Source organism: Pseudomonas sp. BS3767 (assembly GCF_900099665.1).
Lineage (GTDB): Bacteria > Pseudomonadota > Gammaproteobacteria > Pseudomonadales > Pseudomonadaceae > Aquipseudomonas > Aquipseudomonas cerasi.
Window position 1 is genome coordinate 743,406 of sequence record NZ_FNCX01000003.1, and the last position, 23,802, is coordinate 767,207.

Consider the following 23,802-nt stretch of genomic DNA (forward strand, 5'->3'; position numbering starts at 1 on the left):
GCATTATTCGCTCCTCAGCCGCTGGGGCCAACCCTGTACAGAGCGTTTGTAAGCCTTTGGAAGGATTATAAAAATTATTTGAAAAAGTGCTTGCCAGAGTACAGGTCGCTCCGTAGAATGCGCGCCACACCGAGAGTGAAGGGTGATTAGCTCAGCTGGGAGAGCAGCTGCCTTACAAGCAGCGGGTCGGCGGTTCGATCCCGTCATCACCCACCAAACTCGCTTTTAGTGTTACGCGCAGCGGTAGTTCAGTCGGTTAGAATACCGGCCTGTCACGCCGGGGGTCGCGGGTTCGAGTCCCGTCCGCTGCGCCATATTCCGCTTCAAGGCCCTTGAACTCCTTGAAGCAAACAGAAAGCCCGCCTAGTGCGGGCTTTTTGCTTTCTGTCGTCTGGAAATCCCAACCCTCCTCGTGCAATGCCCCTGCGGCAGTTCTATTGAAGTTCTGTAAGAATTACTCTTCGCGAATGTAAGTAATTTCCTTAAATATTGAAGTTAAAACCAGGCTTGTTAGTTAGCTCCGGTGAACGCTTGATTTATCCTCTTTGCTGGTATTAGCTGCATGGGTTGATCGGGTATTCAGGCATCAGGAGTGCTCTTGATTACCCAGAATAATTAATCCAAGCCGACCGCCGAATCGAGGCGGTCTGATACGGTAGTGAGTTAAGGGATAACTATGAAAAATCGTTTTAAACTGCTTGCAGGCACCACAGCCTTGATCCTCTCTGCGGGCGCGCTGGCCACGCCAGCACTGCACACCGCAACCATCGACCAGCACGGCAATGTCGTTGCTCAGTCTTCGCCGTGGATCAAGTCTGTAAGTTACAGCAGTCAGAAAGACTACTTCGCGACTTATAAAGTGCTCTTCAAGGAAGGGCAGTTTGAAAAGTCTCCAGGTTTTTGCTCGGTATCTTCCATCGATACCAGTGATCATGAGCGGCTGTTCTACGGGCACGCCAAGTTGGGCGGCGCTGCAACAACAGAGCAGGTCAATGTATTGGGGCTTATGGTCGGCAAACGGGGAGCCTCGGGTGATGCCTCGATGAGTTTCCAGTTGGCCTGCAGTAATTGATTCAATGAACCCCGCCTGGTGCGGGGTTTTTTACGGCGGTCCGATCTGGCAGCGCACCGTCCGGCTTTCCATCCAGCGCATTTGCGCAGATCATTCCTCCACCTCCCAACAAGAAAGGACGTGTCATGAGCCTGCCTCTTCAGGGCATCAAGGTGGTGGAGCTGGGTCAGCTCATTGCCGGGCCGTTCGCGGCGAAGATTCTCGCCGAGTTCGGTGCCGAGGTCATCAAGGTCGAGCCGCCGCTGACCGGGGACCCCCTGCGCAAATGGCGTTTGCTGCATAACGGCACGTCCGTCTGGTGGGCGGTGCAGTCCCGCAACAAACAGTCCGTGACCCTCGATCTGCGCCAGCCTCAGGCGCAGGAAATGGTACGGCGGCTGATCCGGGATGCCGATGTACTGGTCGAGAACTTCCGCCCCGGCACACTTGAGGGCTGGGGGTTGAGCTGGGAAGCGCTGCACGCCCTCAATCCGAAACTGATCATGCTGCGTGTCTCTGGCTACGGGCAGACCGGCCCGTATCGCGACCGGCCGGGTTTTGGCGTGATCGGCGAGGCGATGGGCGGTTTGCGTCATCTGTCCGGTGAGGCAGGGCGCACACCAGTACGTGTCGGCGTATCGATTTGCGATTCGCTGTCTGCGCTGCACGGTGTGATCGGCGTTCTGCTGGCGCTTCGTCACCGCGAGCAGAACGGTGGCGAGGGGCAGCAGATAGATGTCGCGTTGTACGAGTCAGTGTTCAACATGATGGAAAGTCTGATTCCCGAGTATTCGGTATTCGATACTGTCCGCGAGCCGGCTGGCAGCAGTCTGCCTGGCATCGCTCCGAGCAATGCCTACCGCTGCAATGACGGCAAGTACGCGCTGATCGCGGGTAATGGCGACAGCATCTTCCGGCGCCTGATGGAAAAGATCGGCCGCATGGACCTGGCCAGCGACCCCGAACTTCAGCATAACGACGGGCGGGTCAGGCACGTTGCGCGCATCGATGCGGCCATTTCGACCTGGACCGCCGAACGCTCGATGGACGAAGTCCTTGCGGCGCTCAACGAAGCACGCATTCCGGCAGGCAAGATTTACGACGCTGCCGACATTGCCAGTGACCCGCATTATCAGGCGCGGGACATGCTGTTGCAGGGCACGCTGGACGACGGAACACCCGTCACCCTTCCGGGGATTGTGCCTAAACTTCAAGCCACGCCGGGTCAGGTAACATCGTCCGCGCCAACACTCGGTCAACACACCGATGCCGTGCTTGAAGCGCATGGTATAGACGCTGCTACACGTGCCGAATGGCGTCGGCTTGGCATTATCTGATCCGAAACGTGGCCGTTGTCGTAAAAAAGAACTCTATTTCAAACGGAGCTGATCCCGTGATTGATCATCTGGACCACCTGGTACTGACCACTGCCGATATCGACGCCTGCAAGGACTTTTACGTACGCGTTCTGGGGATGACCCCTGAACGCTTTCGTCAGGGGCGTCTGGCATTCCGCTTCGGCAATCAGAAAATCAATGTCCATGAACGCGGCAAGGAGTTCGAGCCCAAGGCCCATTTGCCGGTTCCGGGTGCGCTGGATCTGTGTTTCATCGCCACCATCCCGCTGGAGCAGGTGATTGTGCACCTGCAGGAGCAGGACTGGCCGATCGTCGAAGGCCCGGTCGAGCGCACCGGTGCTACCGGGCCGATCTGGTCGGTGTATGTGCGTGATCCGGATCTGAACCTGATCGAAATTTCCGAGCCAGCGGCGGATGTGTCGATTTAATCGCACTCTATGAGGGCGGCTGCATCACTGCATCAGCAGCCCTTCGCAGGCGCTCCGTCTTTCGGCACGAACGCGCCTTTGTCACCTGGCTTGGTGATGATGTACGCGCGTCGCCACGGCTGGTCGTCGATCAGTTTCCAGCGATGGCCAGGGCCGGTGGTGTCCTGCGCCAGCAACACTTCTCCGGGGTGCAGGACAAAGTTCTCGCCGCCGGTGGTGGAAAATTCCAGAGTGCCGGACAGGGTGATCACGTACTGCTCTTCGGGTGCCGGATGCCAGTCATAGGTGGAGTGCGCCGGGGTTTCCTTGAAGTGCAGGGTGCTGACATCGGTCATGGCTTTTTGATCGATCGAACCCACGATAACGTGTGACAGATTGTCGGGGCCTGTGCACAGGCGGTAGGCCTTGATGCCCTCAGTGACAACCAACGGCGGCTTCTTGGCGGCATAGGCTGCGCTGACCGGCAACAGGGCTGCTGTGGCGATCAAGGCCAGGCTTGCCAATTGGCGAGCTGTCGAGCGCGTTGAGCGAAAACGAGTGGTCGGTTGCATAAAAATGTTCCTGAGCACGACAAACTGCGTAAGCCCTGGTCGCCAGTCGCGATGGTCGACGCAGGGTCTGGGCCGATTCGCCCACGCCGCGGATCGAAGCACATCCCAGAACGCTTAAAAATTATCTTTAATTTCATGTTGTTCGGCGCTGGCCGATCCACATAACGTCATATTCATCTATGTCACTCGCTGTCTCGGGTTTCCTTACGCTCATGGCTCAATCAGTCAGGCTTTCAAGGAACCGTGCATGCACCCCAGAAAAAGACTCTTCAAGCGATCCATCGATCACCACCCCGATATGCCGACGCTCAGCGCGCCGTTCGATCATCCTGATGATGCGGCGCGTTATGCTCATGAGCGGATCGGCGACCGGCGTGATCGCGAATACGGCGGTTTCATTCTGGTTCGCAGGGATGGCAAATACATCGCGACCGAACCCATGAATGGCAGCCAGTTCAGCTTCGATCCCAATGAAGTCTTCCCGCGCAACGAGCAGGAAGGTTATGTGCTCTACCCGCATGGGCATGACGACTATGCGGTCTACCATTCTCACCCGTCACTGCAGGCCGGGCTCGACGAGTGGCCGGAGAGTGAGAAGGTTACTTACCCGAACAGCCTTTCAGTCGGCGACATTTACGCAGTGATCGATGATCAGAAGGTGTGTTCGGCGACCTATCTTTCCGGGCCTGACGGTTCCCTGATCAAATACACACTGTCTCGCTCTGCCGCCGAAGACGCCTTGTTTGCGCGCGTCTCCGGTCCGCCGAGCATGCCGCACCTGTGTGAACTCAGCCAGATCCACCAGGCGTTGCAGAACCTCAGCATGATGCCCAGTGATGTGGTTCGTCTGCTGGCCGGTGCCGGGGATCTGCGCGTGATAGTGCCCAGCCTCCTGTGGGGACGGGCTGGCAAAGTGCTGGCCGACTGGCACCCATATCCTGACGCAACCGCTGCTCGCGCGGCGCCGGTCAAATCGCCCGCAAGCTGCGACGTGCAATGGCCGCCCCGATCTTTGAGCCTCAGCGCGCCGTTCGACAGCGCCGACGAGGCTGCACGTTACGCACATGGCCGTATCGGCAGTCGTATTCATTCACAGATCATCGGTTTTCTTCTGTTCAATCCGGTCACCCGAGCCTATCGGATTGCCGAGCCGATGCTCGATGACGGCATGCCAGTGTATGCGCCGTGTTCGGCGTTCCATCCCGATGCGTATTACCGGCCTGCATTACCTGACGGCTATCGTGTGGACGGTATGTATTTCTGTTCAGCCAATCTGGCCGTCGAGGGTGGGCGTGAAGTGATGAACGATTTCTTCAAGCCGGATGACCTGCATCGGATGTTCAGCTATCGGCACAAACCGGCCCAGCGCCGCAAAGGCGTGCCGATTCGCTATGGTTTCGAAATGTCCGCCGTTTATTTCTCGGCAGCCGACGGCGCACTGCTTTGTTACACACCCAGCCAGTCCGACGAGGAGTTTCAACTGTTGCAAAGCGTATCGCGTGTCTATTCGGGGGCCGGGTCCATTCAGGCGCAACTCGCGGCCGGCACCCTCAGCGTGCAGGATTTCGTCCTTCGGGTGGCGCGGGCCGGGCATCTGCGCGTGCTGCAGACCAGTGAACGCTGGCCCGATGCCGGTGTGATCAGTCCGGTGGCCTGAGCCCTGTGCAGCGTGCCGGCGCCTTGCCGTCGCGAATCACAAACTGAACTGCAACTGAACAATGCGGTACAGATCCGGGAAAACCTTTGGATACCTGAACTTATCGGCGTTTTCTCCCTCTCATGCCGGTAGCCATTGATCGCGGCGGCCTGATAAGCTCGCGGCTTTACTCGTTTGCCCTTTTGGCGCATGAACAAGGAATTAGCATGAAACAGCATCGGTTGGCAGCGGCGATTGCCCTGGTCGGTCTGGTACTCGCAGGTTGTGACAAGCAAGCCAGCACCGTTGAGCTGAAAACCCCAGCACAAAAAGCGTCTTATGGCATCGGTCTGAACATGGGCAAAAGCCTGGCTCAGGAAGGTATGGATGATCTGGATTCCAAGGCTGTAGCCCTGGGTATCGAAGACGCTGTCGGCAAGAAAGATCAGAAACTCAAGGACGAAGAGCTGGTTGAAGCCTTCTCCGCGCTGCAAAAGCGTTCCGAAGAGCGTCTGGCGAAGATGAGCGAAGAGGCTTCTGCCGCTGGCAAGAAATTCCTCGAAGAGAACGGTAAGAAGGACGGCGTGGTCACCACCGCTTCCGGCCTGCAGTATCAGATCATCAAGAAAGCCGACGGCCCTCAGCCCAAGCCTACCGATGTTGTGACTGTTCACTACGAAGGCAAGCTGATCGACGGCAAGGTCTTCGACAGTTCCGTTGAGCGCGGCAGCCCGATCGACCTGCCTGTTGGCGGTGTGATTCCGGGTTGGGTCGAAGGCCTGCAACTGATGCACGTCGGCGAGAAGATCAAACTCTTCATCCCGAGTGATCTGGCTTACGGCGCACAGAGCCCGAGCCCGGCGATCCCGGCCAACTCGGTACTGGTGTTCGATCTCGAACTGCTGGGTATCAAAGACCCTGCAGCGGCACCGACTGCAGGTGCTGATGCCGACGAAGAAGAAGAGGCAGCCCCTGCCGCTTCGGCTCCGGCCAAGAAGTAACGCTCTACCTGGCTACAGAAAACGCCCTGTCTCGACAGGGCGTTTTTGTGTCCGGCTTATTTCCCGAACGCTTGGCCATTCGGGCAGTCCCACTACCATGGATGCATGCAAAAGCATTGTCCGACAGTCCGGCAGGATCAAGGCACTCGTCTCATAGAGGGTATCGGGTTCACACGTTTGTAGTTTTTTTGTGAGTAAAAAACGCCCGATTTGACTGTGGCCCCCCGAAAACGGGGGGTTGAGGCTGGAAAAAAGCCACTGTTCACAAGGTTATCCACAATTATTGTGGATAACCTTCTGGCTTTGGCCAGACAGGTCCAGCGGATCTGCTTTTATCGAACGACATTTTGCTGAGCGGGAGTGGGTATGAAAGCACCGTGGAATTTTATCCGTTATCTGCCCGGAGCCCGGCGTCTGCTGGCAGCCGGGCGATTGCCAGGGCTATTGTTCGCTGTCGCGCGCAAGGGCAACAGTGAAGGTAATCGTCTCGGCAAGCTCAAGGAAGACCTGCGTTTGCTGCAGGCCTTGTGCCTGGCTTACTGGCGGGGCGAATACCGCAGCATCAGCCCCAAAGCGATTCTGTCCATCGTCGCCGGTCTGATGTACTTCCTCAGCCCGCTGGATGCGATCCCCGACTGGATACCCGGCCTCGGCATGCTCGATGACATCGCCGTGCTTGCATGGGTTACCAAGCACTTGAGCAATGAACTGGATGCCTTTCGTGCATGGCGGGCGCAGCAATCGCCCGAGAAACTCATCGTGGTCGAGCAACTGCCGAAGACTCAGGCACTGCTGGAGCAAGAGCGGGGTAAGGTGTAAGTCTCACGGATTGAACACCAGCCCTGGCGTTCCGCTGTTAAGATGCCTGCCTATGGATCAGGCCTGATCAGTATGCGGTCGTGTAGTACAAGGTGACTCTATGGATCTTCAAGTGATATCCCGTGACGGGGAGCCTGAATATGCAGTGCTGCCCTGGGCGCAGTATCAAGCGCTGCTCAAGGCTGCCGGACTGGCCGGCAAACCGTCCAGCGAGCCAGCTGTATCGACTTCCGGCACTACCGCCGGTGAGCTTCCAGGGTTCGATGAGTTGCGTGCACTGCGCGAGGCCAAGGGCCTTGAAGCGGCGAGCCTGGCGCGTACCGTCGGGATCAGCCCGTCCTATCTGGAATTGATCGAGAACGGTACTCGTGAGCCGGACGGCGCGATCAAGCGCAGCCTGGCGTGGGAGCTTGGGGTGCCGGGCTGGCGAGGTGAGTCGTGAGCGTGCGCATCAGTCGTCAGCATTGGGACGGGCTGCTCAATGAGCTCGATCTGGCCCGTCGCCAACGGCATTTGCTGACCTATCGCGCGCTGGTGGAACGCTTGCAACTGCCCAGTCCGGCGATGCAGACCCTGACGGCGGCTCTTGAGCACCTCGCCGCCATGGATGCCCGCGCTGAACAGCCCTTGCGCAGTTCGCTGGTCATCAGCCAGGGCGCAAGCCGCCTGCCGCGTCCTGGTTTTTTCGAGTGTGCCGAACGCCTGGGCCGTTTCTCCGGACCTTCGGACGGCGTCGCGGCAGCCTCATGGCACGCCTCGGAAGTGGTTCGGGTGTTCGAATACAGTTATCCGGAAGTTGAAGCGCAGTAGGGGAATGGCACCGGCCCTCACGCCTGCATCAACAAATCCAGCCGCGTCGAGTCTATGACGTGAATGCTTGCGCCGGCGACATCCTTGGCGAAGTGCTTGGCCTGTGAAGCGAGGTCGGCCAGTTGGCTGGCATCGACCAACGTGCAGCTTTCTTCATGCAGGTGCACCACCCCAATCGACAGCGACAGCAGGGGGAATTCCTGGCGTTGGCCCTGCCGGTTGAGGGCGATGAAGCACCCGGCTTCCAGGTGTTCTGCGCGGTAGAAACGACGGCATTGATTCTGAAAATCATCCAGCAGGCTTTTCAGGCGTCGTTCCCAGTCATCAAAGCCCAGCACCATCAGAAAATCATCTCCGCCGATGTGCCCGACAAAGTCCCTGGCCGGATCGATGCGGTCGTTGAGGCATTGCGCCAGACACAGCAGCACCTCGTCGCCACGGGCATAACCGTAGATGTCGTTGAAGGGCTTGAAACTGTCGATGTCCACGTAGCAGATCATCGATGCGCGGCCTTGCTGCAGCAGTCGAGTCAGGCACTGCTGAATCGGGACGTTGCCGGGCAGCAGGGTCAGCGGGTTGGCGTAACGTGCCTGCTGGATCTTCATTTCGGTAATCAGCTTGAGCACGTCGATCACCCGGCCCAGCCCAAGATAGGTACCGTTCGAGGTGATGATGAAATCCTCCTCGATGCGTTGCCGGGCACGGCTGGTCAACAGCCGGCTGACCTGTTGCAGCGACTGGCTGACTTCCACGGCCAGAAAGTCACTGCTCATCAGACGGCTGATCGGTTTGCGGGCAAACAGCTCGGTGCCGAAGGGCTTGAGCAGGGCCTCGGACAATGAGTGCCGGTGGACGATGCCACACGGTCGGGCGTCGTCATCCAGCACCGCCAAAGAGTTGAGGTTGGCCTGCCTGCGAAACGCTTCCAGCACTTCAGCAGTGGGAGTTGACTGGCTGACCGATGGCTGCGGGTTGAGCAGGGCAGACAGGTCGGCCGCTTCTTCGTTGAGCGGCGTCACTGCGATCTCTGTCCTGGGCAGCATGGCGCGAGTGTCGCGCGGCGGGCGCTCCTGAGGGCGCGCCAGCAGATAGCCTTGAACCAGGTTCACGCCCATGTCTTTCAGCGTCGCCAGCTCTTCGGGCAATTCGATGCCTTCGGCAATCACCGTCGCTCTGGAAGCCTTGGCCATCTGCAGCATGGAGCCGACGAACTCGCGCTTCACCGCATCCTGATGAATGCCGTCGATGAAGTGCCGATCGATTTTCACATAGTCCGGGCGCAGCTCCGACCACAGTCGCAAGCTCGAATAACCGGCACCGAGATCGTCCAGCGCAATGGAGAAGCCCATGTCGCGATAGTGATGCAAGGCGTTGTACAGCAGGTCGAAATCGTCGGTAGGCATCTGCTCGGTCAGTTCGATGACCACGTCCTTCGGCGCGATGAGGTATCGGCGCAGCATTTCCAGCGTCCGACCCGGAGGATGAGAGCTTTCGAGCAGCGATTCGGGAGAGACGTTGAGAAACAGCTTGCCCGGCAACTTCTGCTGACTGAAACGTCGGCAGGCGCTGTCTCGGCAACTTAACTCCAGCTCGCTCAAACGCCCGGCCTGGCGGGCGATGGCGAACAGATTCAGGGGCGAGTGCAGGGCGCTGTTGGACGGGCCGCGGGTCAAGGCTTCATAGCCCAGAATCCGGTGCTCCGACAGCGAGACGATGGGTTGGAACAAGCTGTGCAAATCACCACGAGCCAGAATGGAACTCAGTGCGCTCAGCTGCTCTGTTATGGTCATGGTCGTCTCGGAGAGAATGAAAAAGGGCTGAGCGCTTTCGCGTTCAGCCCCGTATTTCACGACAGCTTCATGACTGTTTGATGACGTTGCGGCTAACTGGCCATCAATGAGCCTGCGTTACTTTTTCGCGACAGCCGCACTCAGACCCAGATAGTCGATGAGAATGCGCCCGGTCTCTGCCAGGTAGGCATCGTCCTCGGGTTTGGTTTTCTCGTCTTCTACCGGCAGCGCGTCTTCATCTTCCTTCTTCAGCTCTTTGAGCGGCTCTTCACCCTTGGCCTTGCGGCGGGTGTTTTCCAGCGCAAGTTGCTTGCTTTCGATAGACGCATGCTCGGCACGACGGTCGGCTTCATTGAGGCTGACGGTCTTCTCGTTCATCAGCTTCTTGGCCAGCGCCAGGCGATCCTCGATGAACACGAACTCGGCGTCTTTTGCCGAACGTGCTTCATGACGCGCCTGCAATTGGGCCAGGAACGGCTTGAACGGGTCGATTGCCGGCTTGATCGCCGGTTTGATGCTGTCCCACGGCATGGCTTCGGGCAGCGCGCTCTCGCCGATTTCCTTGGTGTCGATCAGCGATGGGTACGTGATGTCCGGTACCACGCCCTGATGCTGGGTGCTCTGACCGGAAACCCGATAGAACTTGGCCAGTGTCAGTTTCAGTTCGCCGTGATTGAGCGGCTGAATGGTCTGCACGGTGCCTTTACCGAAGGTCTGGCCACCGATCACCAGCGCGCGGTGATAATCCTGCATCGCCCCGGCGAAAATCTCCGACGCCGACGCAGACAGACGGTTGACCAGCAATGCCATCGGGCCTTTGTAGAACGCGCCCTTGGCTTCGTCTTCCAGGACGTCGACCTTGCCGTCGGCATTACGCACCAGCACGGTCGGGCCCTTGTCGATGAACAGGCTGGTCAGCTCGGTGGCTTCCTGCAACGAACCACCACCGTTGTTGCGCAGATCCAGTACCACACCGTCGACCTTCTCGGCCTGCAATTCGGTGAGCAGTTTCTTCACGTCACGGGTAGTGCTCTTGTATTCAGGATCGCCAGCCCGGTAGGCCTTGAAGTCCAGATAGAAGGCTGGAATGTCGATGACCCCGAGCTTGTAATCCTTGCCGTCCTGCTTGAGGTGCAGGATCGACTTCTTGGCCGCCTGTTCTTCAAGCTTCACCGCTTCACGGGTAATGGCAACGATCTTGCTGGTCTGGTCGTTCGGTGCATTGCTGGCCGGGATGATCTCCAGGCGTACCACCGAGCCTTTCGGACCGCGAATCAGCTTGACCACTTCATCGAGACGCCAGCCGATCACGTCGACCATTTCCTTGTCGCCCTGGGCAACGGCCACGATCTTGTCGGCCGGAGCGACCTGTTTGGTCTTGGCCGCCGGACCTGCCGGGACCAGACGCACGATCTTCACGTTGTCGTTGTCGCTTTGCAACACGGCGCCGATGCCTTCCAGCGACAGGCTCATGTTGATGTCGAAGTTCTCCGCGCTGTCAGGTGACAGGTAGTTGGTGTGCGGGTCGTAGGACATGGCGAACGTGTTGATGTAGGCCTGGAAGATATCTTCGGCACGGGTCTGGTTCAGACGCGCCTGCTGATTCTTGTAGCGCTTGGTCAGGGTTTCCTGAATCTTCGCCGGGTCCTTGCCTGCAATCTTCAGACGCAGGACTTCATCCTTGATGCGCTTGCGCCACAGTTCGTCGAGCTCGGCAGTATCCTTGGGCCATGCGGCGTCCTTGCGGTCGACCAGCAGGGTTTCCTTGGTATTGAAGTCGAGCTTGTCGACGCCCTTGCCCAACTCGGCCAGCGCAAAATTCAGACGCGCATTGACGCGGTCCAGATAGCGCTTGTAGATGGTGAAGCCGGCGTTCAGGTCGCCGCTTTTCAGGAAGTCGTCGAACTGGAACTGCCATTTGTCGAAATCGGCAATGTCGCTGGCCATGAAATAGCTGCGCGAGGGGTCCAGTTGCTTGATGTAGCTCTGGTAAATAATCGCCGAACGCTTGTCGTCCAGGGGCGGCTTGCTGTAGTGATGTCGTTTGAGCAGCTCAACCACGTTGAGACTGGCAATCACTTCGTCGCGGTCCGGCTGAAGATTATCCCAGCTGTTTGCGGCAAAGGTACTGGCTGACATCGGCAAAACGCTAAGGCCGACAAACAGTGCGAGGGCAGTGCTGGGGAATAATTGCTTCATGCTGATTCGACGCGAGGACAATTGATAACGCATATTAGGCCGTCTTTGAGGTCGCCGGTTCCTTTGGACCCGGCCGCATAATGCAAAAGCCCGGGCAAAACAGCCACGGGCTCAGTCTGGACTCACTATGGAGGCACCGTGAAGGCATTGCAAGGCGTTGAAGGACATGTGGAATGGGTCGAGGAGCCGAGTCCGGCCCTCGATGTGGGGCAGGTACGTATCAAAGTGGCTGCGGCAGGTTTGAATCGTGCCGATCTGTTACAGCGCGAAGGCAAGTATCCGCCGCCGCCCGGCGTCACTCAGACGCTGGGTCTGGAGTGCTCGGGCGTAATCGCCGAAGTCGGTCCGGGTACGTCCTGGGTGGTCGGAGACCGCGTCTGCGCGCTGTTGGCGGGCGGGGCGATGGCCGAAGAAGTGGTGGTCGATGGGCGACACGTGCTGCCGGTACCGGAAGGTCTGTCGCTGCACGAGGCGGCCGCCATTCCCGAGGTCTATGCCACTGCGTGGTTGAACCTGTTCGAGCTCGCCGGGCTCAAGCCTGGCGAGAAGGTTTTGCTGCACGCTGGCGCAAGTGGGGTTGGTTCAGCCGGGATTCAGCTTTGCAAGGCGTTTGGCAATCCGGTCTGGGTCAGTGTCGGCTCGACCGAACGTCTGGCCTATTGCGTCGAACTGGGTGCTCAGGGCGGTGTGGTACGCAGCGAAAGCCTTGAAGGCCTGAACGACTTTGCACCGTTCAATGTCATCCTCGACCCGGTGGGGGCGAGCTACGCCGAGCTCAACGTCAAACTGCTGGCCCTGGACGGTCGCTGGGTGCTGATCGGCGTCATGAGCGGCCGCGAGGCGCAGGTGGATCTGGCTCACGTACTGGGCAAGCGTATCCGGCTGATGGGTTCGACCTTGCGCAGTCGCGACGACACGTTCAAGGCCGACCTGCTCAGCGACCTGGGCCAGCACGTCTGGCCGCTGTTCACTGAGGGCCGCCTCAAGCCGCAACTGGCGAAATCCTTTGCGATCAAGGATGCCGAGGCGGCGTTCGAAGAGCTGGCGACCAACACGGTGTCCGGCAAGATCGTGCTGGTGATCGACGAAAGCCTGGTCTGATCAGGCGGTGCCTCTGGACTCAGCTCCAGTCGTGCACCGGCCAGCCCGCTTTCTGCGCGTGTTCCAGTAACACGGCATCGGGGTTGACCACGTTAGGGTGGTCAACCTTGAGCAGCAGCGGCAGGTCATTGCGCGAATCCGAATAGAAACTCGCACCCTCGAGATTTTCCCCCTCGGCATCCAGCCATTCCATCAGGCGCGTGATCTTGCCTTCCCGATAGGTCAGCACGCCGACGGTTGCACCGCTGTAGACGCCGTGCTGCACGTCCAGTTCGATACCCAGCACTTCGTCGATCCCGAGGCGTTCGGCGATCGGCTTGACCAAGTGCACGCCCGACGCCGAGATCACCAGAATGCGGTCACCCTTGGCGCGGTGCTTTGCAATGCATGTGCAGGCGTCGCTGTAGATGATCGGCTCGATGACGTCCTCGACCCAAGGGCCGACCAGATGGTCGATTTCTTCAGGGGTACGGCCAGCCATGGGTTCCAGGCTGAAGGCCATGTAGTCTTCCATCGCGAGCTTGCCCTCGCTGTAGGCGGCCATCAGTTCGTCGTTGCGTTGCATGAACGACGTCGAGTCAACCCAGCCCAGGCGACCCATCTGCTCGCTCCAGAGCGTGGCGCAGTCACCACCGATCAGGGTCTCGTCCAGGTCGAAAATTGCCAGGGGCATGTGCGTTTCTCCTAAAAGTCTGTTGAGTCGGCTGTCAGCTTCACGCATGGCGTCTTGATCGGCAAGCGCGTGGCGTTATGCGTGCAGAACGAATTCAGTTCACGGCGCGTTCAGTTCAAGGCAACGCTCAGTTCAAGGCGCAGAGTGCCGACGGTTCAATGTTCAGTGTTACACGCCTTCCGTCCGGGTGCAGGTCGTCGGCGCTGCGGTTCAGTACGTCGACCACAAGGTCTACGCCACGCGCCTGGACCCGGTAGCGGATGACGTTGCCGAGCAGACTGTGACTGCGTACTTCGCCTTCCAGTTCGCCCGTCAGGCTCAATTGGATCGACTCAGGGCGGATCGCCACACGGCTGTTGATCGGGCGCTGCATCAGGCGAGTGGCATCGTCGGCTTCCAGCAGGTTGTAGTTGCCGATGAAGCCTGCGGCGAAAACGTCCACCGGCGCGGTGTACAGTGTCTCGGCGTCACCGCTCTGCACGATCCGGCCCTGGTTCATCAGGAAGATACGGTCTGACAGGGTCAGTGCCTCTTCCTGGTCGTGGGTCACGAAAATAGTGGTCAGGCTCAGCTCGCGCTGAATGGCGCGTATCTGTTCACGCAGGTTCTTGCGAATCCGCGCGTCCAGCGCCGACAGCGGCTCATCGAGCAACAGCAGACGCGGGCGAGTGACCAGCGAGCGCGCCAGCGCCACACGCTGGCATTGCCCGCCGGACAGTTGATGCGGGTAGCGCGTGGCAAAATCGTGCAGCTCGACCATGCGCAGAATCTCGGCAACACGCCTTGAGCTCTCGTCGGCACCGACTTTCTGAATGCGCAGCCCGAAGGCAACGTTTTGCTCGACGGTCATGTTGGGAAACAGCGCATAGCTCTGGAACACCATGCCGATGTTGCGCTTTTGCGGCGTGAGCGGCACCAGGTCGCTGCCATCGAGCAGAATGCGCCCGCTGTTGACCGGGGTCAGCCCGGCAATGCAGCGCAATAACGTGGATTTGCCGCAGCCCGACGGGCCCAGCAAGGTAACGAATTCGCCCTTCGCGATGCTGCAGTTGATGTCGCTGAACACTGACGTGCTGGCGTAGCTTTTCTGCAGGTTTTCAATACTGACAAAACTCATCTCAGTCTTTGTCCTTGTTCAGTCGATTGGCGGCCCAGGTCAGCACCAGCACGAAGAGGAAATAGGAAATCACCAGCGCGCTGTTGAAGTGACCACTGCTGTTGCGCATGTTGTTGAGGTAGACCTGCAGGGTTTCATAGCGCGTGCCGACCAGCAGGTTGGCGAACACGAATTCGCCGAACAGGAACGAGAACGACAGCAGCAGGGCAATCATCAGGCCCTTGCGCAGGTTGGGCAGCACGACCATGAACGCCGCCTGCCAGGTGCTGGCGCCGAGCAACTGGGCGGCGTCCATCAGGTCTGTCAGGTTGATGGCCTGCAGGTTGTTGGTGATGGCGCGGTACATGAAGGGCAGGGCGACCGTGAAATAACAGCCAATCAGAATCCACGGTGTACCGACCATCGCCATGGGGCCTGAGCCATACAGCTGCAGCAGGCCGACCGAGGAGACCACGGGCGGCACGGCGAACGGCAGCAGGATGAGGATGTTCATCAGCCCGTCGAGGCGCGGAAAGTAGTAATGCACGACGAACAGCAGGGGCAGAATCAGCACCACCGAAAGGACCAGTGCGCCGACGCAGACCAGCAACGATTGGCCGAACGCCGTCAGAAAGCGTGGGTCGCTCCACAGCGCCACGTACCATTTGAAGGTCAGGCCGCTGGGCAGAATGGTCGCCGACCAACTGGTCGCGACCGAGTACAGGAAGGTGCCGGCCAGTGGCAGCAACAGGATCAGGAACAGCAGGTAGACCACCGTCTTGTGATAAATGCTCGCAGGCCCTCGTTCAACGCGTGACATGGTAGCTCCTTCTCAACAACCACTGATGGACCACGGTGACCAGGGTCATGAGCCCGACCAGAATCATGGCCAGCGCGCTGGCCATGTTCGGATCCAGCGTGATATCCCCCGCGACCATCGCCGCGATACGGATCGGCAATACGTTGAAGTTGCCGGTGGTCAGCGCGTAGACCGTGGCATAGGCGCCCAGCGCATTGGCCAGCAGAATGACAAACGTGCCGAGCAGCGCCGGGGTCAGCACCGGCAGGCCGATGTAGCGCCAGAACTGATAGCTGCTGGCCCCCAGCAGCGCTGCCGACTCGTTCCAGTCTTCGCGCACGGCATCGAATGCGGGGTAGAGCAGCAGCACGCCGAGGGGGATCTGGAAGTAGGTATAAAGGATGATCAGTCCGGTCTTGGAATACAGGTTGAAGTCATCGATGATCCCGGTCTGCTTGAGGATCAGGGTCAGCGCGCCGTTGAACCCCAGCAGGATGATGAACGCGAACGCCAGTGGAACGCCGGCAAAATTGCTGGTCATGTTGGCGAACGAGTTGACGAAATCGCGCAGCCGCGAATCCACCTTGCGCAGCGAATAGGCACCCAGGATCGAGATGATGATGCCGAACAGGCTCGACCAGAAGCTGATCTCCAGGCTGTACTGAATGGCTTGCCGGTAGAACTTCGAGCTGAACGCCCGGATGAAGTTTTCCCAGCCCCAGCCGGCATCGCTTTGCAGGCTGTGGATCGCGACCCAGAGCAGCGGTGCGATCTGAAACGCGATGAAAAATACGGCGAAGGGCAGCAGGCACAACAGCCCCAGCCACTTGCCTCGGGAAAAGGTTGTCAATTGAGAATCTCCCGGCAGACCGGTTTGTCGTGCGGCACGCCAAGCAGCTCGCAGACGGTGCCGCACAGATCGATCTGGCGCGGCGCGGCGTCGACATTCAGGCTGAAGGCATCACCGATGACGAACAGCGGCACCTCACGCTCTTCCGGCAACAGCCCGTTGTGCGAGCGGTCATTGTTCATGCCGTGGTCGGCCGTCACCAGCACTTGATAACCCGCATCCAGCCAGCGTTGCAGGTAGTCAGCCAGAATGATGTCTGCGCTGCGGGCGCTGTTGCGGTACTGCGCAGTGTCGAGGCCGTGCTTGTGCCCGGCGTCGTCGATGTTCATGGGGTGGATCAGCAGAAAGTTCGGGGCGTGCCCGAGGCGCAGGCTTTCGGCGTCGGCGAACAGGTGCGAATCAGGGTAGTGATCGGCCCAGTAGAACAGTCCGTGCTGAATCGGCAGATCCGTGGCTTCCGTATGGCGATCGCGTGCCGGGTCGAACGGGGTGCGGTTGTACAGCTCGCTGACCCAGTGATAGGCCGCTGCTGCAGTGCTCAGCCCGGCGTCGCGAGCATAGTGAAAGATGCTGCGCTGATTCGACAGGCGCGAGACGTTGTTATGCACGATGCCGCTGTCGATGGGCGCGACACCGGTCAGTATGCATTCGTAAAGGGGGCGTGAGAGGGCGGGCAGTTCGCATTCCATCTTGTAGAGCGCGGCCCGGCCCGCATCATGCCAGGCTTGCAGGTGCCCCATCGCATGGCGTGCGACTTCGTAATTGAGGCCGTCCAGCACGATCAGGATGACGTTGTGTTTCATGGGCGACTCGCTTTGAAAGAACGGGCGAGACTGGCTCGCCCGGAGTACAAGACTTCATCCCTGAGCCGCAGGAGAGGATCAGTTCATCTCGATGATGACCTGCTCGTTCCACATCTGCGGCAGCGCTTTGGAAGTTTTCTCCCACGCCTCTGCGTTCTCGATTGGCTTGGCGTTTTTGTACTGGTCTTGCGGCAGCAGTTTGGCTTGAACATCTTCAGGCAGTTTGATGTGCTCTACGCGAATCGGGCGTGCATTGCCCTTGGCCAGATTGATCTGACCCGCGTCGCTGAAGGTGTATTCACGCGCCAGCTTGGCGGCGTTCGGGTGTTTGGCATACTTGTTGATGATGGTGGTGTAGCCGGAAATCACCGAGCCGTCCGAAGGGATCAGCACGACGTAATCATCGGGTTTGGTCATCTTGGCTTTGTAGCTCAGGCCGTTGAAGTCCCAGACCACACCGACTTCGATTTCGCCTTTCTCGATGGTCTGAATGGTCGGGTTGGCCAGCGACAGACGCTTCTGTTTGGCCAGATCGGTGAACAGTGCCAGGCCCGGTGCGATGTTGGTTTCGTCACCTTTCATGGCGATGGCCGCTGCCAGTACACCGTTGGCAGCCTGAGCCGCAGTGCTCACGTCGCCGATGGACACCTTGTATTTGCCGGTTTTCAGGTCAGCCCAGCTTTTCGGGATTTCAGAGCCGTGCAGCAGGTTTTTGTTGACGATGAAGGCGATGGTGCCGGTGTAGGCCAGCGCCCAGTGGCCGTCCTTGTCCTTGGCCCAGGTCGGGATCTGATCCCAGGTAGTTGGCTTGTAAGGCTGGGTAACGCCTTTTGCTGTGGCGATAGGGCCGAACGCTGCGCCTACGTCGCCAATGTCACCGCTGGCGTTGTCTTTCTCCGCCTCGAACTTGGCGATCTCCTGGGCCGAACTCATGTCGGTGTCCATGTGCTTGAGGCCATATTTGGCTTCCAGGTCTTTCCAGATGCCGCCCCAGTTTGCCCAGTCATCCGGCATGCCGAGGCTGTTGACCGCGCCTTCAGCCTTGGCCGCAGCCTCCAGCGTTTTAAGATCCGTGTCCGCAGCCATGACCAGCGAACTCATTGCCATGGCTGAACCGAGGAGTGATGCCAACAAAAGATGTTTCATTCGGAGCTCCTAGTGCACTTCTTGAGAAAAGTGTTCGTTGCGGATTATTTGGTCTAGATCAGCAATACCTGAGCCAAGTTAGGCTTTTTGCATGACATTTTCGTGTCGTGTTGCACGGACAAAAGCGTTTTTCACGGGCCCCGGCAGTGCCTGGCGCTAAGCGTAGACCATCGCAATGGGCCTGTTGGGCAGGGGGTTATGGGCTCTTTTCGGCGCAGTTGGCATGCAACGTGATTTGTCCTGTAACAGTACAGTCATGTCCCCGGCCTAGGCTCACGGCAAGGGAGTCAACGGCGTTGGCTGCACTGATGTATGCCTCGTAACAGGGCTGGTCTAGTCCAGACGGATACCGGAATGCGCGAAGATGTGCCACGGGCGGTAACAACCATTTGCCATGCGCTGCAGGAGCAGATCGAACATGGTTTGTTGCCGCATGGCAGCAAGTTGCCTGCAGAGCGCAAGCTCAGCGAGGTATTCGCCACCACCCGCATCACCTTGCGTGAAGCGCTGTTGCAGCTTGAGGCGCAGGGGTTGATCTATCGGGAAGAGCGGCGTGGCTGGTTCATCTCGCCGCCGCGACTGGCCTATGACCTGATCAGGCGTAGCCATTTCCACGCAATGGTCTGTGCCCAGGGAAGAGTGCCGCACACCCGGCTTCTGTCTGCACGCCTGCAACCTGCTTCAGCGATGATCTGCGAAATGCTGGAACTGCCGGCGCTGTCGAGCGTGATCCAGATCTGTCGCGCGCGACGGATCGATCAGCGTCTGGTGCTGTATGTCGAGCACTACCTGAGACCGGAGTTGTTCCCCGGCATTCTCGAACACGACCTGAACGAATCGCTCAGTGAACTCTACGCCCGCCGCTATGACATTCATTACGGTCGGGTGCGCTTCGACATGGTCCCCACGGCGCTGCACAGCGAAGCAGCCGCTGCACTGAAGGTTTCACTGGGTAGCCCGGGCCTGCGCATTGCACGTGTCAATTATGATCGGAAAGATCGGTTGATCGACTGTGACCTCGAATACTGGCGTCATGATGCTATTCATGTGCGCGCAGAGGTGAACGGCGACTGAATGGCGGTGTGGCAAACCCACTTCCCAAGCGCGGTCTTTGCCACCGTTAGTTCGCTGTTTTCTATAAATAAATACTCATTTCGTTGATAAGAATGTGTGCAATGTACAGCCTGTTTAATAGGTTTTTTATAATGCATGCATTTGATTAACAAAAAAAATTAATGGGCGTTATTCTATTGTTGCTGGCGGGGTGGCGTTAAATTAGTTGGTTTTTTTGATGAAATGTCCCAGAGTAATTATTCTAGTTTTCAGCGGATTTAAGAAAAATCTTAATGTTAATTAATGTTTGTTAATGGGGTGTGGTAGGTTTTTGGTGTGGAAGGATAGGCGCTGTTTAGTTGGTATTATTTGCACGATCGTTCCATGTTTGGATTAAGGCTGACATGGCAGTTGTCCTATAAAGCAATGCTTGATAAGTGCGGCTGCTTTTATTTAAAGGATCTATGAGGATGCTGTAATGACTCTCGACAAGGCGTTGGTGCTGCGTACCTGTGCAAATAACATGGCCGATCACTGCGGCCTTATATGGCCCGCGTCCGGCACGGTGGAATCCAGATACTGGCAGTCAACCAGGCGGCATGAGAATGGTCTGGTCGGTTTACTGTGGGGCGCTGGAACCAGCGCTTTTCTAAGCGTGCATGCCGATGCTCGATGGATTGTCTGTGAAGTTGCCGTTGCAGACATCATCAGTCTGGAAGAGCCGGGAATGGTCAAGTTTCCGCGGGCCGAGGTGGTTCATGTCGGCGACAGGATCAGCGCGTCACACTTCATTTCGGCACGTCAGGCCGACCCTGCGTCAACGTCAACGTCAACGTTAACGCCAATGCCTACGGCCATACCCACGCCCATGCCTGCGGTAGCAAGTGTCACGTTACCGGTGGCCGAACAGGCCCGTCATGAAGTGTTCGATGTCGCGTCGGTCAGCGCGGCTGCCGCCCCAGTAAACACCCTGCCGGTGACGACGCCGCAGAATTTGCAGACCGCCACTTACGGCAGCACGTTGAGTGGCGACAATCACAGTCGTCTGATTGCCGGTTATGGCAGTAACGAGACCGCTGGCAACCACAGTGATCTAATTGCCGGTTATGGAAGTACAGGCACCGCCGGCTCCGAAAGCTCGCTGGTCGCTGGCTATGGAAGCACCCAGACCGCCGGTGGGGACAGCGCGCTGACAGCGGGTTACGGCAGCACCCAGACCGCCCGCGAAGGCAGCAACCTGACGGCAGGGTACGGCAGCACCGGCACGGCAGGCTCGGACAGCTCGCTGATCGCCGGTTACGGCAGTACTCAGACTTCGGGCGGGGACAGCTCACTCACAGCGGGTTACGGCAGCACCCAGACCGCCCGCGAAGGCAGCAACCTGACGGCAGGGTACGGCAGCACCGGCACGGCAGGCTCGGATAGCTCGCTGATCGCCGGTTACGGCAGTACTCAGACTTCGGGCGGGGACAGTTCACTCACAGCGGGTTACGGCAGCACGCAAACGGCTCAGGAAGGCAGCAATCTCACCGCCGGGTATGGCAGCACCGGCACGGCAGGTTCGGACAGCTCGCTGATCGCCGGCTACGGCAGTACCCAGACTTCCGGAGAAGACAGCTCGCTCACAGCGGGTTACGGCAGCACGCAAACGGCTCAGGAAGGCAGCAATCTCACCGCTGGGTATGGCAGCACCGGCACGGCTGGCTCGGACAGCTCGTTGATCGCCGGTTATGGCAGTACACAAACCTCGGGAGGCGACAGTTCGCTGACCGCGGGCTACGGCAGTACGCAGACGGCCCAGGAGGGCAGCAATCTGACGGCGGGGTACGGCAGCACGGGTACAGCAGGTGTCGACAGCTCTCTGATCGCGGGATACGGCAGCACGCAGACCTCGGGAAGTGACAGCGCCCTGACCGCAGGCTACGGCAGCACGCAAACGGCCCAGGAAGGCAGCAATCTCACTGCTGGGTATGGCAGCACCGGCACGGCAGGTTCCAACAGCTCGCTGATCGCCGGTTACGGCAGCACGCAAACCTCGGGCAGTGACAGCTCGCTCACGGCGGGTTACGGCAGTACGCAGACGGCCCAGGAGGGCAGCAACCTGACGGCGGGGTACGGCAGCACGGGTACAGCAGGTGTCGACAGCTCGCTGATCGCGGGATACGGCAGCACGCAGACCTCGGGAAGTGACAGTGCGCTGACAGCGGGTTACGGCAGTACGCAAACGGCTCAGGAAGGCAGCAACCTGACGGCGGGCTACGGCAGCACTGGCACGGCAGGTGCCGACAGTTCGTTGATCGCCGGATATGGCAGCACTGGCACGGCAGGTGCCGACAGTTCGTTGATCGCCGGATATGGCAGCACGCAGACGTCAGGCAGCGAAAGTTCGCTTACCGCAGGCTATGGCAGTACCCAGACTGCCCGTGAGGGCAGCACCCTGACGGCCGGATATGGCAGTACCGGAACAGCTGGCGCTGACAGCTCGCTGATCGCCGGTTACGGCAGCACGCAAACCTCGGGCAGTGAAAGCTCGCTCACGGCAGGTTATGGCAGTACCCAGACCGCACAGCAGGGCAGCGTACTCACATCAGGCTATGGCAGTACGCAAACGGCCGGGGCTGCCAGTAACCTCACCACCGGTTACGGAAGTACAGGTACCGCAGGTCACGAGAGTTTCATCATTGCGGGTTATGGAAGTACACAGACAGCGGGCCACAAAAGTATCCTGACCGCTGGTTATGGCAGTACTCAGACGGCCAGGGACGGTAGCGACCTGATTGCGGGCTATGGCAGTACGGGAACCGCAGGCTCGGGCAGTTCGCTGATCGCAGGTTATGGCAGCACCCAGACCGCGAGTTACAGAAGCATGCTGACCGCCGGTTATGGCAGTACCCAGACCGCCAGAGAACACAGCGACCTTGTCACAGGCTATGGCAGCACTTCAACGGCAGGGTCAAACAGTTCGCTGATCGCCGGCTATGGAAGCACTCAGACGGCGGGCTTCAAAAGCATACTGACCGCCGGTTACGGCAGTACCCAGACGGCACAGGAGCGCAGCGACCTGGTCGCAGGCTACGGAAGCACGTCGACTGCGGGCTATTCCAGTTCCTTGATCGCCGGCTATGGCAGCACGCAGACGGCAGGCTACGAAAGCACGTTGACCGCCGGTTACGGCAGTACGCAAACCGCTCAGGAAAACAGCTCGCTCACCACAGGTTACGGAAGTACTTCTACTGCGGGCTATTCCAGCTCGCTCATCGCGGGTTACGGCAGTACGCAAACGGCAGGCTACGAGAGCACGTTGACCGCCGGTTACGGTAGTACGCAAACCGCGCAGGAGCGCAGTGATCTGGTGACAGGTTATGGAAGTACCTCCACCGCCGGCTATGCGAGCTCGCTGATTGCGGGTTATGGCAGCACGCAGACTGCGGGTTATGAGAGCACGTTGACCGCCGGTTACGGCAGCACGCAAACCGCACAGGAAAACAGCTCGCTCACCACCGGGTACGGAAGTACCTCCACAGCCGGCTTTGCCAGCTCGCTGATCGCCGGTTATGGCAGTACGCAGACAGCCGGCTATAAAAGTACCCTCACGGCCGGTTACGGCAGTACTCAGACCGCAGAGTATGGAAGCTCACTCACTGCGGGCTACGGCAGCACTGCAACGGCCGGGCAGGACAGTTCATTGATAGCCGGTTATGGCAGCTCCCTGACCAGCGGAATCAGAAGTTTTCTGACGGCAGGCTATGGCAGTACGCTGATCGCCGGACTTCGCAGCGTTTTGATCGCCGGTTATGGCAGTAGTCTTACATCGGGCATTCGCAGCACGTTGACTGCGGGTTATGGCAGTAACCAGATTGCAAGTTACGGCAGCTCGTTGATTGCAGGCCATGAAAGCATTCAGGTCGCCGGAAATAAAAGCATGCTGATCGCCGGCAAGGGCAGCTCGCAGACAGCAGGTTTTCGCAGCACGCTGATTGCCGGTGCGGGCAGTGTACAACTGGCGGGTGATCGCAGCCGGTTGATTGCCGGTGCAGACAGTAATCAGACCGCGGGTGACCGCAGCAAACTGCTGGCCGGTAATAACAGTTATCTGACTGCCGGCGATAGAAGCAAACTGACCGGCGGGCATGACTGCACTCTGATGGCGGGAGACCAAAGCAGATTGACCGCTGGTAAGAACAGTGTCTTGACGGCAGGCGCTCGTAGCAAACTTATTGGCAGTGAAGGCTCGACGCTCTCGGCTGGAGAAGACTCCACACTTATTTTCAGGCTCTGGGACGGGAAGAGGTACAGGCAACTGGTCGCCAGAACGGGTGAGAACGGTGTTGAGGCCGACATACCGTATTACGTGAACGAAGATGACGATATTGTCGATAAACCCGACGAGGACGATGACTGGATAGAGGTAAAGTAGCCCGCGTTATTCAAGCACTCCACGACTGAATCATCGACAGGGCGCGTCGATGGAATTCGGGACATGAAGTCCCTTTATAAACAAATGACCTGTTGTCCGGTACGAGGTGGTTCAAAATGGCGCAGGCAAAAGTATCTTTTTTATCGTTATGATGAGAGACATTTTATTTCTTTCAATGGGCACTCTAGCGAGCGTCAACACCGAAACGCGGGAGCAACAGG

Annotated in this window: 20 protein-coding genes and 2 tRNA genes; 13 read left to right on the forward strand and 9 right to left on the reverse strand. The window is 58.8% G+C overall.

Annotated features, from left to right (window positions below; translation table 11 throughout):
- The first annotated feature begins 140 nt into the window (after positions 1 to 140).
- The 5 genes from BLR16_RS12560 (at position 141) to BLR16_RS12580 (ending at position 2,837) form a co-directional block, all read left to right on the forward strand.
- Positions 141 to 216, forward strand: a tRNA-Val gene (locus tag BLR16_RS12560).
- Positions 217 to 237: 21 nt separating this feature from the next.
- Positions 238 to 314 (forward strand) — tRNA-Asp (locus tag BLR16_RS12565).
- Positions 315 to 676: 362 nt separating this feature from the next.
- The gene (locus BLR16_RS12570; RefSeq protein WP_003368325.1) at positions 677 to 1,072 is read left to right on the forward strand and encodes a hypothetical protein; all 396 of its coding nucleotides are present in this window, start codon (positions 677 to 679) and stop codon (positions 1,070 to 1,072) included.
- Positions 1,073 to 1,197: 125 nt separating this feature from the next.
- Positions 1,198 to 2,388: a CaiB/BaiF CoA transferase family protein gene (locus BLR16_RS12575; RefSeq protein ID WP_092194290.1), complete on the forward strand. Its 1,191-nt coding sequence runs from the start codon at positions 1,198 to 1,200 to the stop codon at positions 2,386 to 2,388.
- Between the two features lie 56 nt (positions 2,389 to 2,444).
- The gene (locus BLR16_RS12580) at positions 2,445 to 2,837 is read left to right on the forward strand and encodes a VOC family protein (RefSeq protein WP_003368327.1); all 393 of its coding nucleotides are present in this window, start codon (positions 2,445 to 2,447) and stop codon (positions 2,835 to 2,837) included.
- Positions 2,838 to 2,869: 32 nt separating this feature from the next.
- Here BLR16_RS12580 and BLR16_RS12585 read toward each other — a convergent pair whose 3' ends face one another.
- Positions 2,870 to 3,388 (reverse strand): cupin domain-containing protein, encoded by a 519-nt coding sequence (locus tag BLR16_RS12585; RefSeq protein WP_054080794.1) that lies wholly within the window; start codon positions 3,386 to 3,388, stop codon positions 2,870 to 2,872.
- Positions 3,389 to 3,635: 247 nt separating this feature from the next.
- On the opposite strand from BLR16_RS12585, the gene BLR16_RS12590 reads away from it, so the two are divergent.
- The 5 genes from BLR16_RS12590 (at position 3,636) to BLR16_RS12610 (ending at position 7,654) form a co-directional block, all read left to right on the forward strand.
- On the forward strand, positions 3,636 to 5,045 hold the full coding sequence (locus BLR16_RS12590; RefSeq protein WP_003430930.1) for a DUF4329 domain-containing protein: 1,410 nt from the start codon (positions 3,636 to 3,638) through the stop codon (positions 5,043 to 5,045).
- 206 nt (positions 5,046 to 5,251) lie between these two features.
- Positions 5,252 to 6,025, forward strand: coding sequence for a BamJ family beta-barrel-assembly machinery protein (locus BLR16_RS12595; protein ID WP_003368330.1), 774 nt, complete (start codon positions 5,252 to 5,254; stop codon positions 6,023 to 6,025).
- A 366-nt stretch (positions 6,026 to 6,391) separates the two neighbouring features.
- Positions 6,392 to 6,844, forward strand: coding sequence for a YkvA family protein (locus tag BLR16_RS12600; RefSeq protein WP_003430931.1), 453 nt, complete (start codon positions 6,392 to 6,394; stop codon positions 6,842 to 6,844).
- A gap of 100 nt (positions 6,845 to 6,944) precedes the next feature.
- Entirely contained in the window at positions 6,945 to 7,286 is a 342-nt protein-coding gene (locus BLR16_RS12605) for a helix-turn-helix domain-containing protein (RefSeq protein WP_003368334.1), read from the forward strand.
- Positions 7,283 to 7,654 carry a hypothetical protein gene (locus BLR16_RS12610; protein ID WP_003430937.1) on the forward strand — a complete coding sequence of 124 codons (372 nt, stop codon included), beginning with the start codon at positions 7,283 to 7,285 and terminating at the stop codon, positions 7,652 to 7,654. Before BLR16_RS12605 ends, BLR16_RS12610 begins: the two co-directional genes overlap by 4 nt.
- Positions 7,655 to 7,671: 17 nt before the next feature.
- Here BLR16_RS12610 and BLR16_RS12615 read toward each other — a convergent pair whose 3' ends face one another.
- Positions 7,672 to 9,444 carry a GGDEF domain-containing protein gene (locus tag BLR16_RS12615; protein ID WP_032609117.1) on the reverse strand — a complete coding sequence of 591 codons (1,773 nt, stop codon included), beginning with the start codon at positions 9,442 to 9,444 and terminating at the stop codon, positions 7,672 to 7,674.
- Between the two features lie 117 nt (positions 9,445 to 9,561).
- Positions 9,562 to 11,643, reverse strand: coding sequence for a carboxy terminal-processing peptidase (locus tag BLR16_RS12620; RefSeq protein WP_003430942.1), 2,082 nt, complete (start codon positions 11,641 to 11,643; stop codon positions 9,562 to 9,564).
- A 138-nt stretch (positions 11,644 to 11,781) separates the two neighbouring features.
- On the opposite strand from BLR16_RS12620, the gene BLR16_RS12625 reads away from it, so the two are divergent.
- On the forward strand, positions 11,782 to 12,744 hold the full coding sequence (locus tag BLR16_RS12625) for an NAD(P)H-quinone oxidoreductase (protein WP_044309986.1): 963 nt from the start codon (positions 11,782 to 11,784) through the stop codon (positions 12,742 to 12,744).
- A gap of 19 nt (positions 12,745 to 12,763) precedes the next feature.
- On the opposite strand, the gene BLR16_RS12630 is transcribed toward BLR16_RS12625, so the two are convergent.
- From BLR16_RS12630 to BLR16_RS12655, 6 genes are all read right to left on the reverse strand, one after another.
- The gene (locus BLR16_RS12630) at positions 12,764 to 13,417 is read right to left on the reverse strand and encodes an HAD family hydrolase (RefSeq protein ID WP_003368346.1); all 654 of its coding nucleotides are present in this window, start codon (positions 13,415 to 13,417) and stop codon (positions 12,764 to 12,766) included.
- Positions 13,418 to 13,544: 127 nt separating this feature from the next.
- Positions 13,545 to 14,534, reverse strand: coding sequence for an ABC transporter ATP-binding protein (locus BLR16_RS12635; protein WP_003430947.1), 990 nt, complete (start codon positions 14,532 to 14,534; stop codon positions 13,545 to 13,547).
- Position 14,535: 1 nt separating this feature from the next.
- Entirely contained in the window at positions 14,536 to 15,333 is a 798-nt protein-coding gene (locus BLR16_RS12640) for an ABC transporter permease (protein ID WP_054080796.1), read from the reverse strand.
- On the reverse strand, positions 15,320 to 16,162 hold the full coding sequence (locus BLR16_RS12645; RefSeq protein WP_074807838.1) for an ABC transporter permease: 843 nt from the start codon (positions 16,160 to 16,162) through the stop codon (positions 15,320 to 15,322). Before BLR16_RS12645 ends, BLR16_RS12640 begins: the two co-directional genes overlap by 14 nt.
- Entirely contained in the window at positions 16,159 to 16,965 is an 807-nt protein-coding gene (locus BLR16_RS12650) for an alkaline phosphatase family protein (protein WP_003430952.1), read from the reverse strand. The genes BLR16_RS12645 and BLR16_RS12650 overlap by 4 nt, the downstream gene beginning before the upstream one ends.
- A gap of 78 nt (positions 16,966 to 17,043) precedes the next feature.
- Entirely contained in the window at positions 17,044 to 18,111 is a 1,068-nt protein-coding gene (locus BLR16_RS12655; protein ID WP_003368360.1) for an ABC transporter substrate-binding protein, read from the reverse strand.
- Positions 18,112 to 18,465: 354 nt separating this feature from the next.
- Between BLR16_RS12655 and BLR16_RS12660 the strand changes: the two genes are divergently transcribed.
- Positions 18,466 to 19,185, forward strand: coding sequence for a UTRA domain-containing protein (locus BLR16_RS12660; protein WP_003368362.1), 720 nt, complete (start codon positions 18,466 to 18,468; stop codon positions 19,183 to 19,185).
- 847 nt (positions 19,186 to 20,032) lie between these two features.
- Positions 20,033 to 23,581, forward strand: coding sequence for an Ice nucleation protein (locus BLR16_RS12665; protein ID WP_371124115.1), 3,549 nt, complete (start codon positions 20,033 to 20,035; stop codon positions 23,579 to 23,581).
- The last annotated feature ends 221 nt before the right edge of the window (positions 23,582 to 23,802 follow it).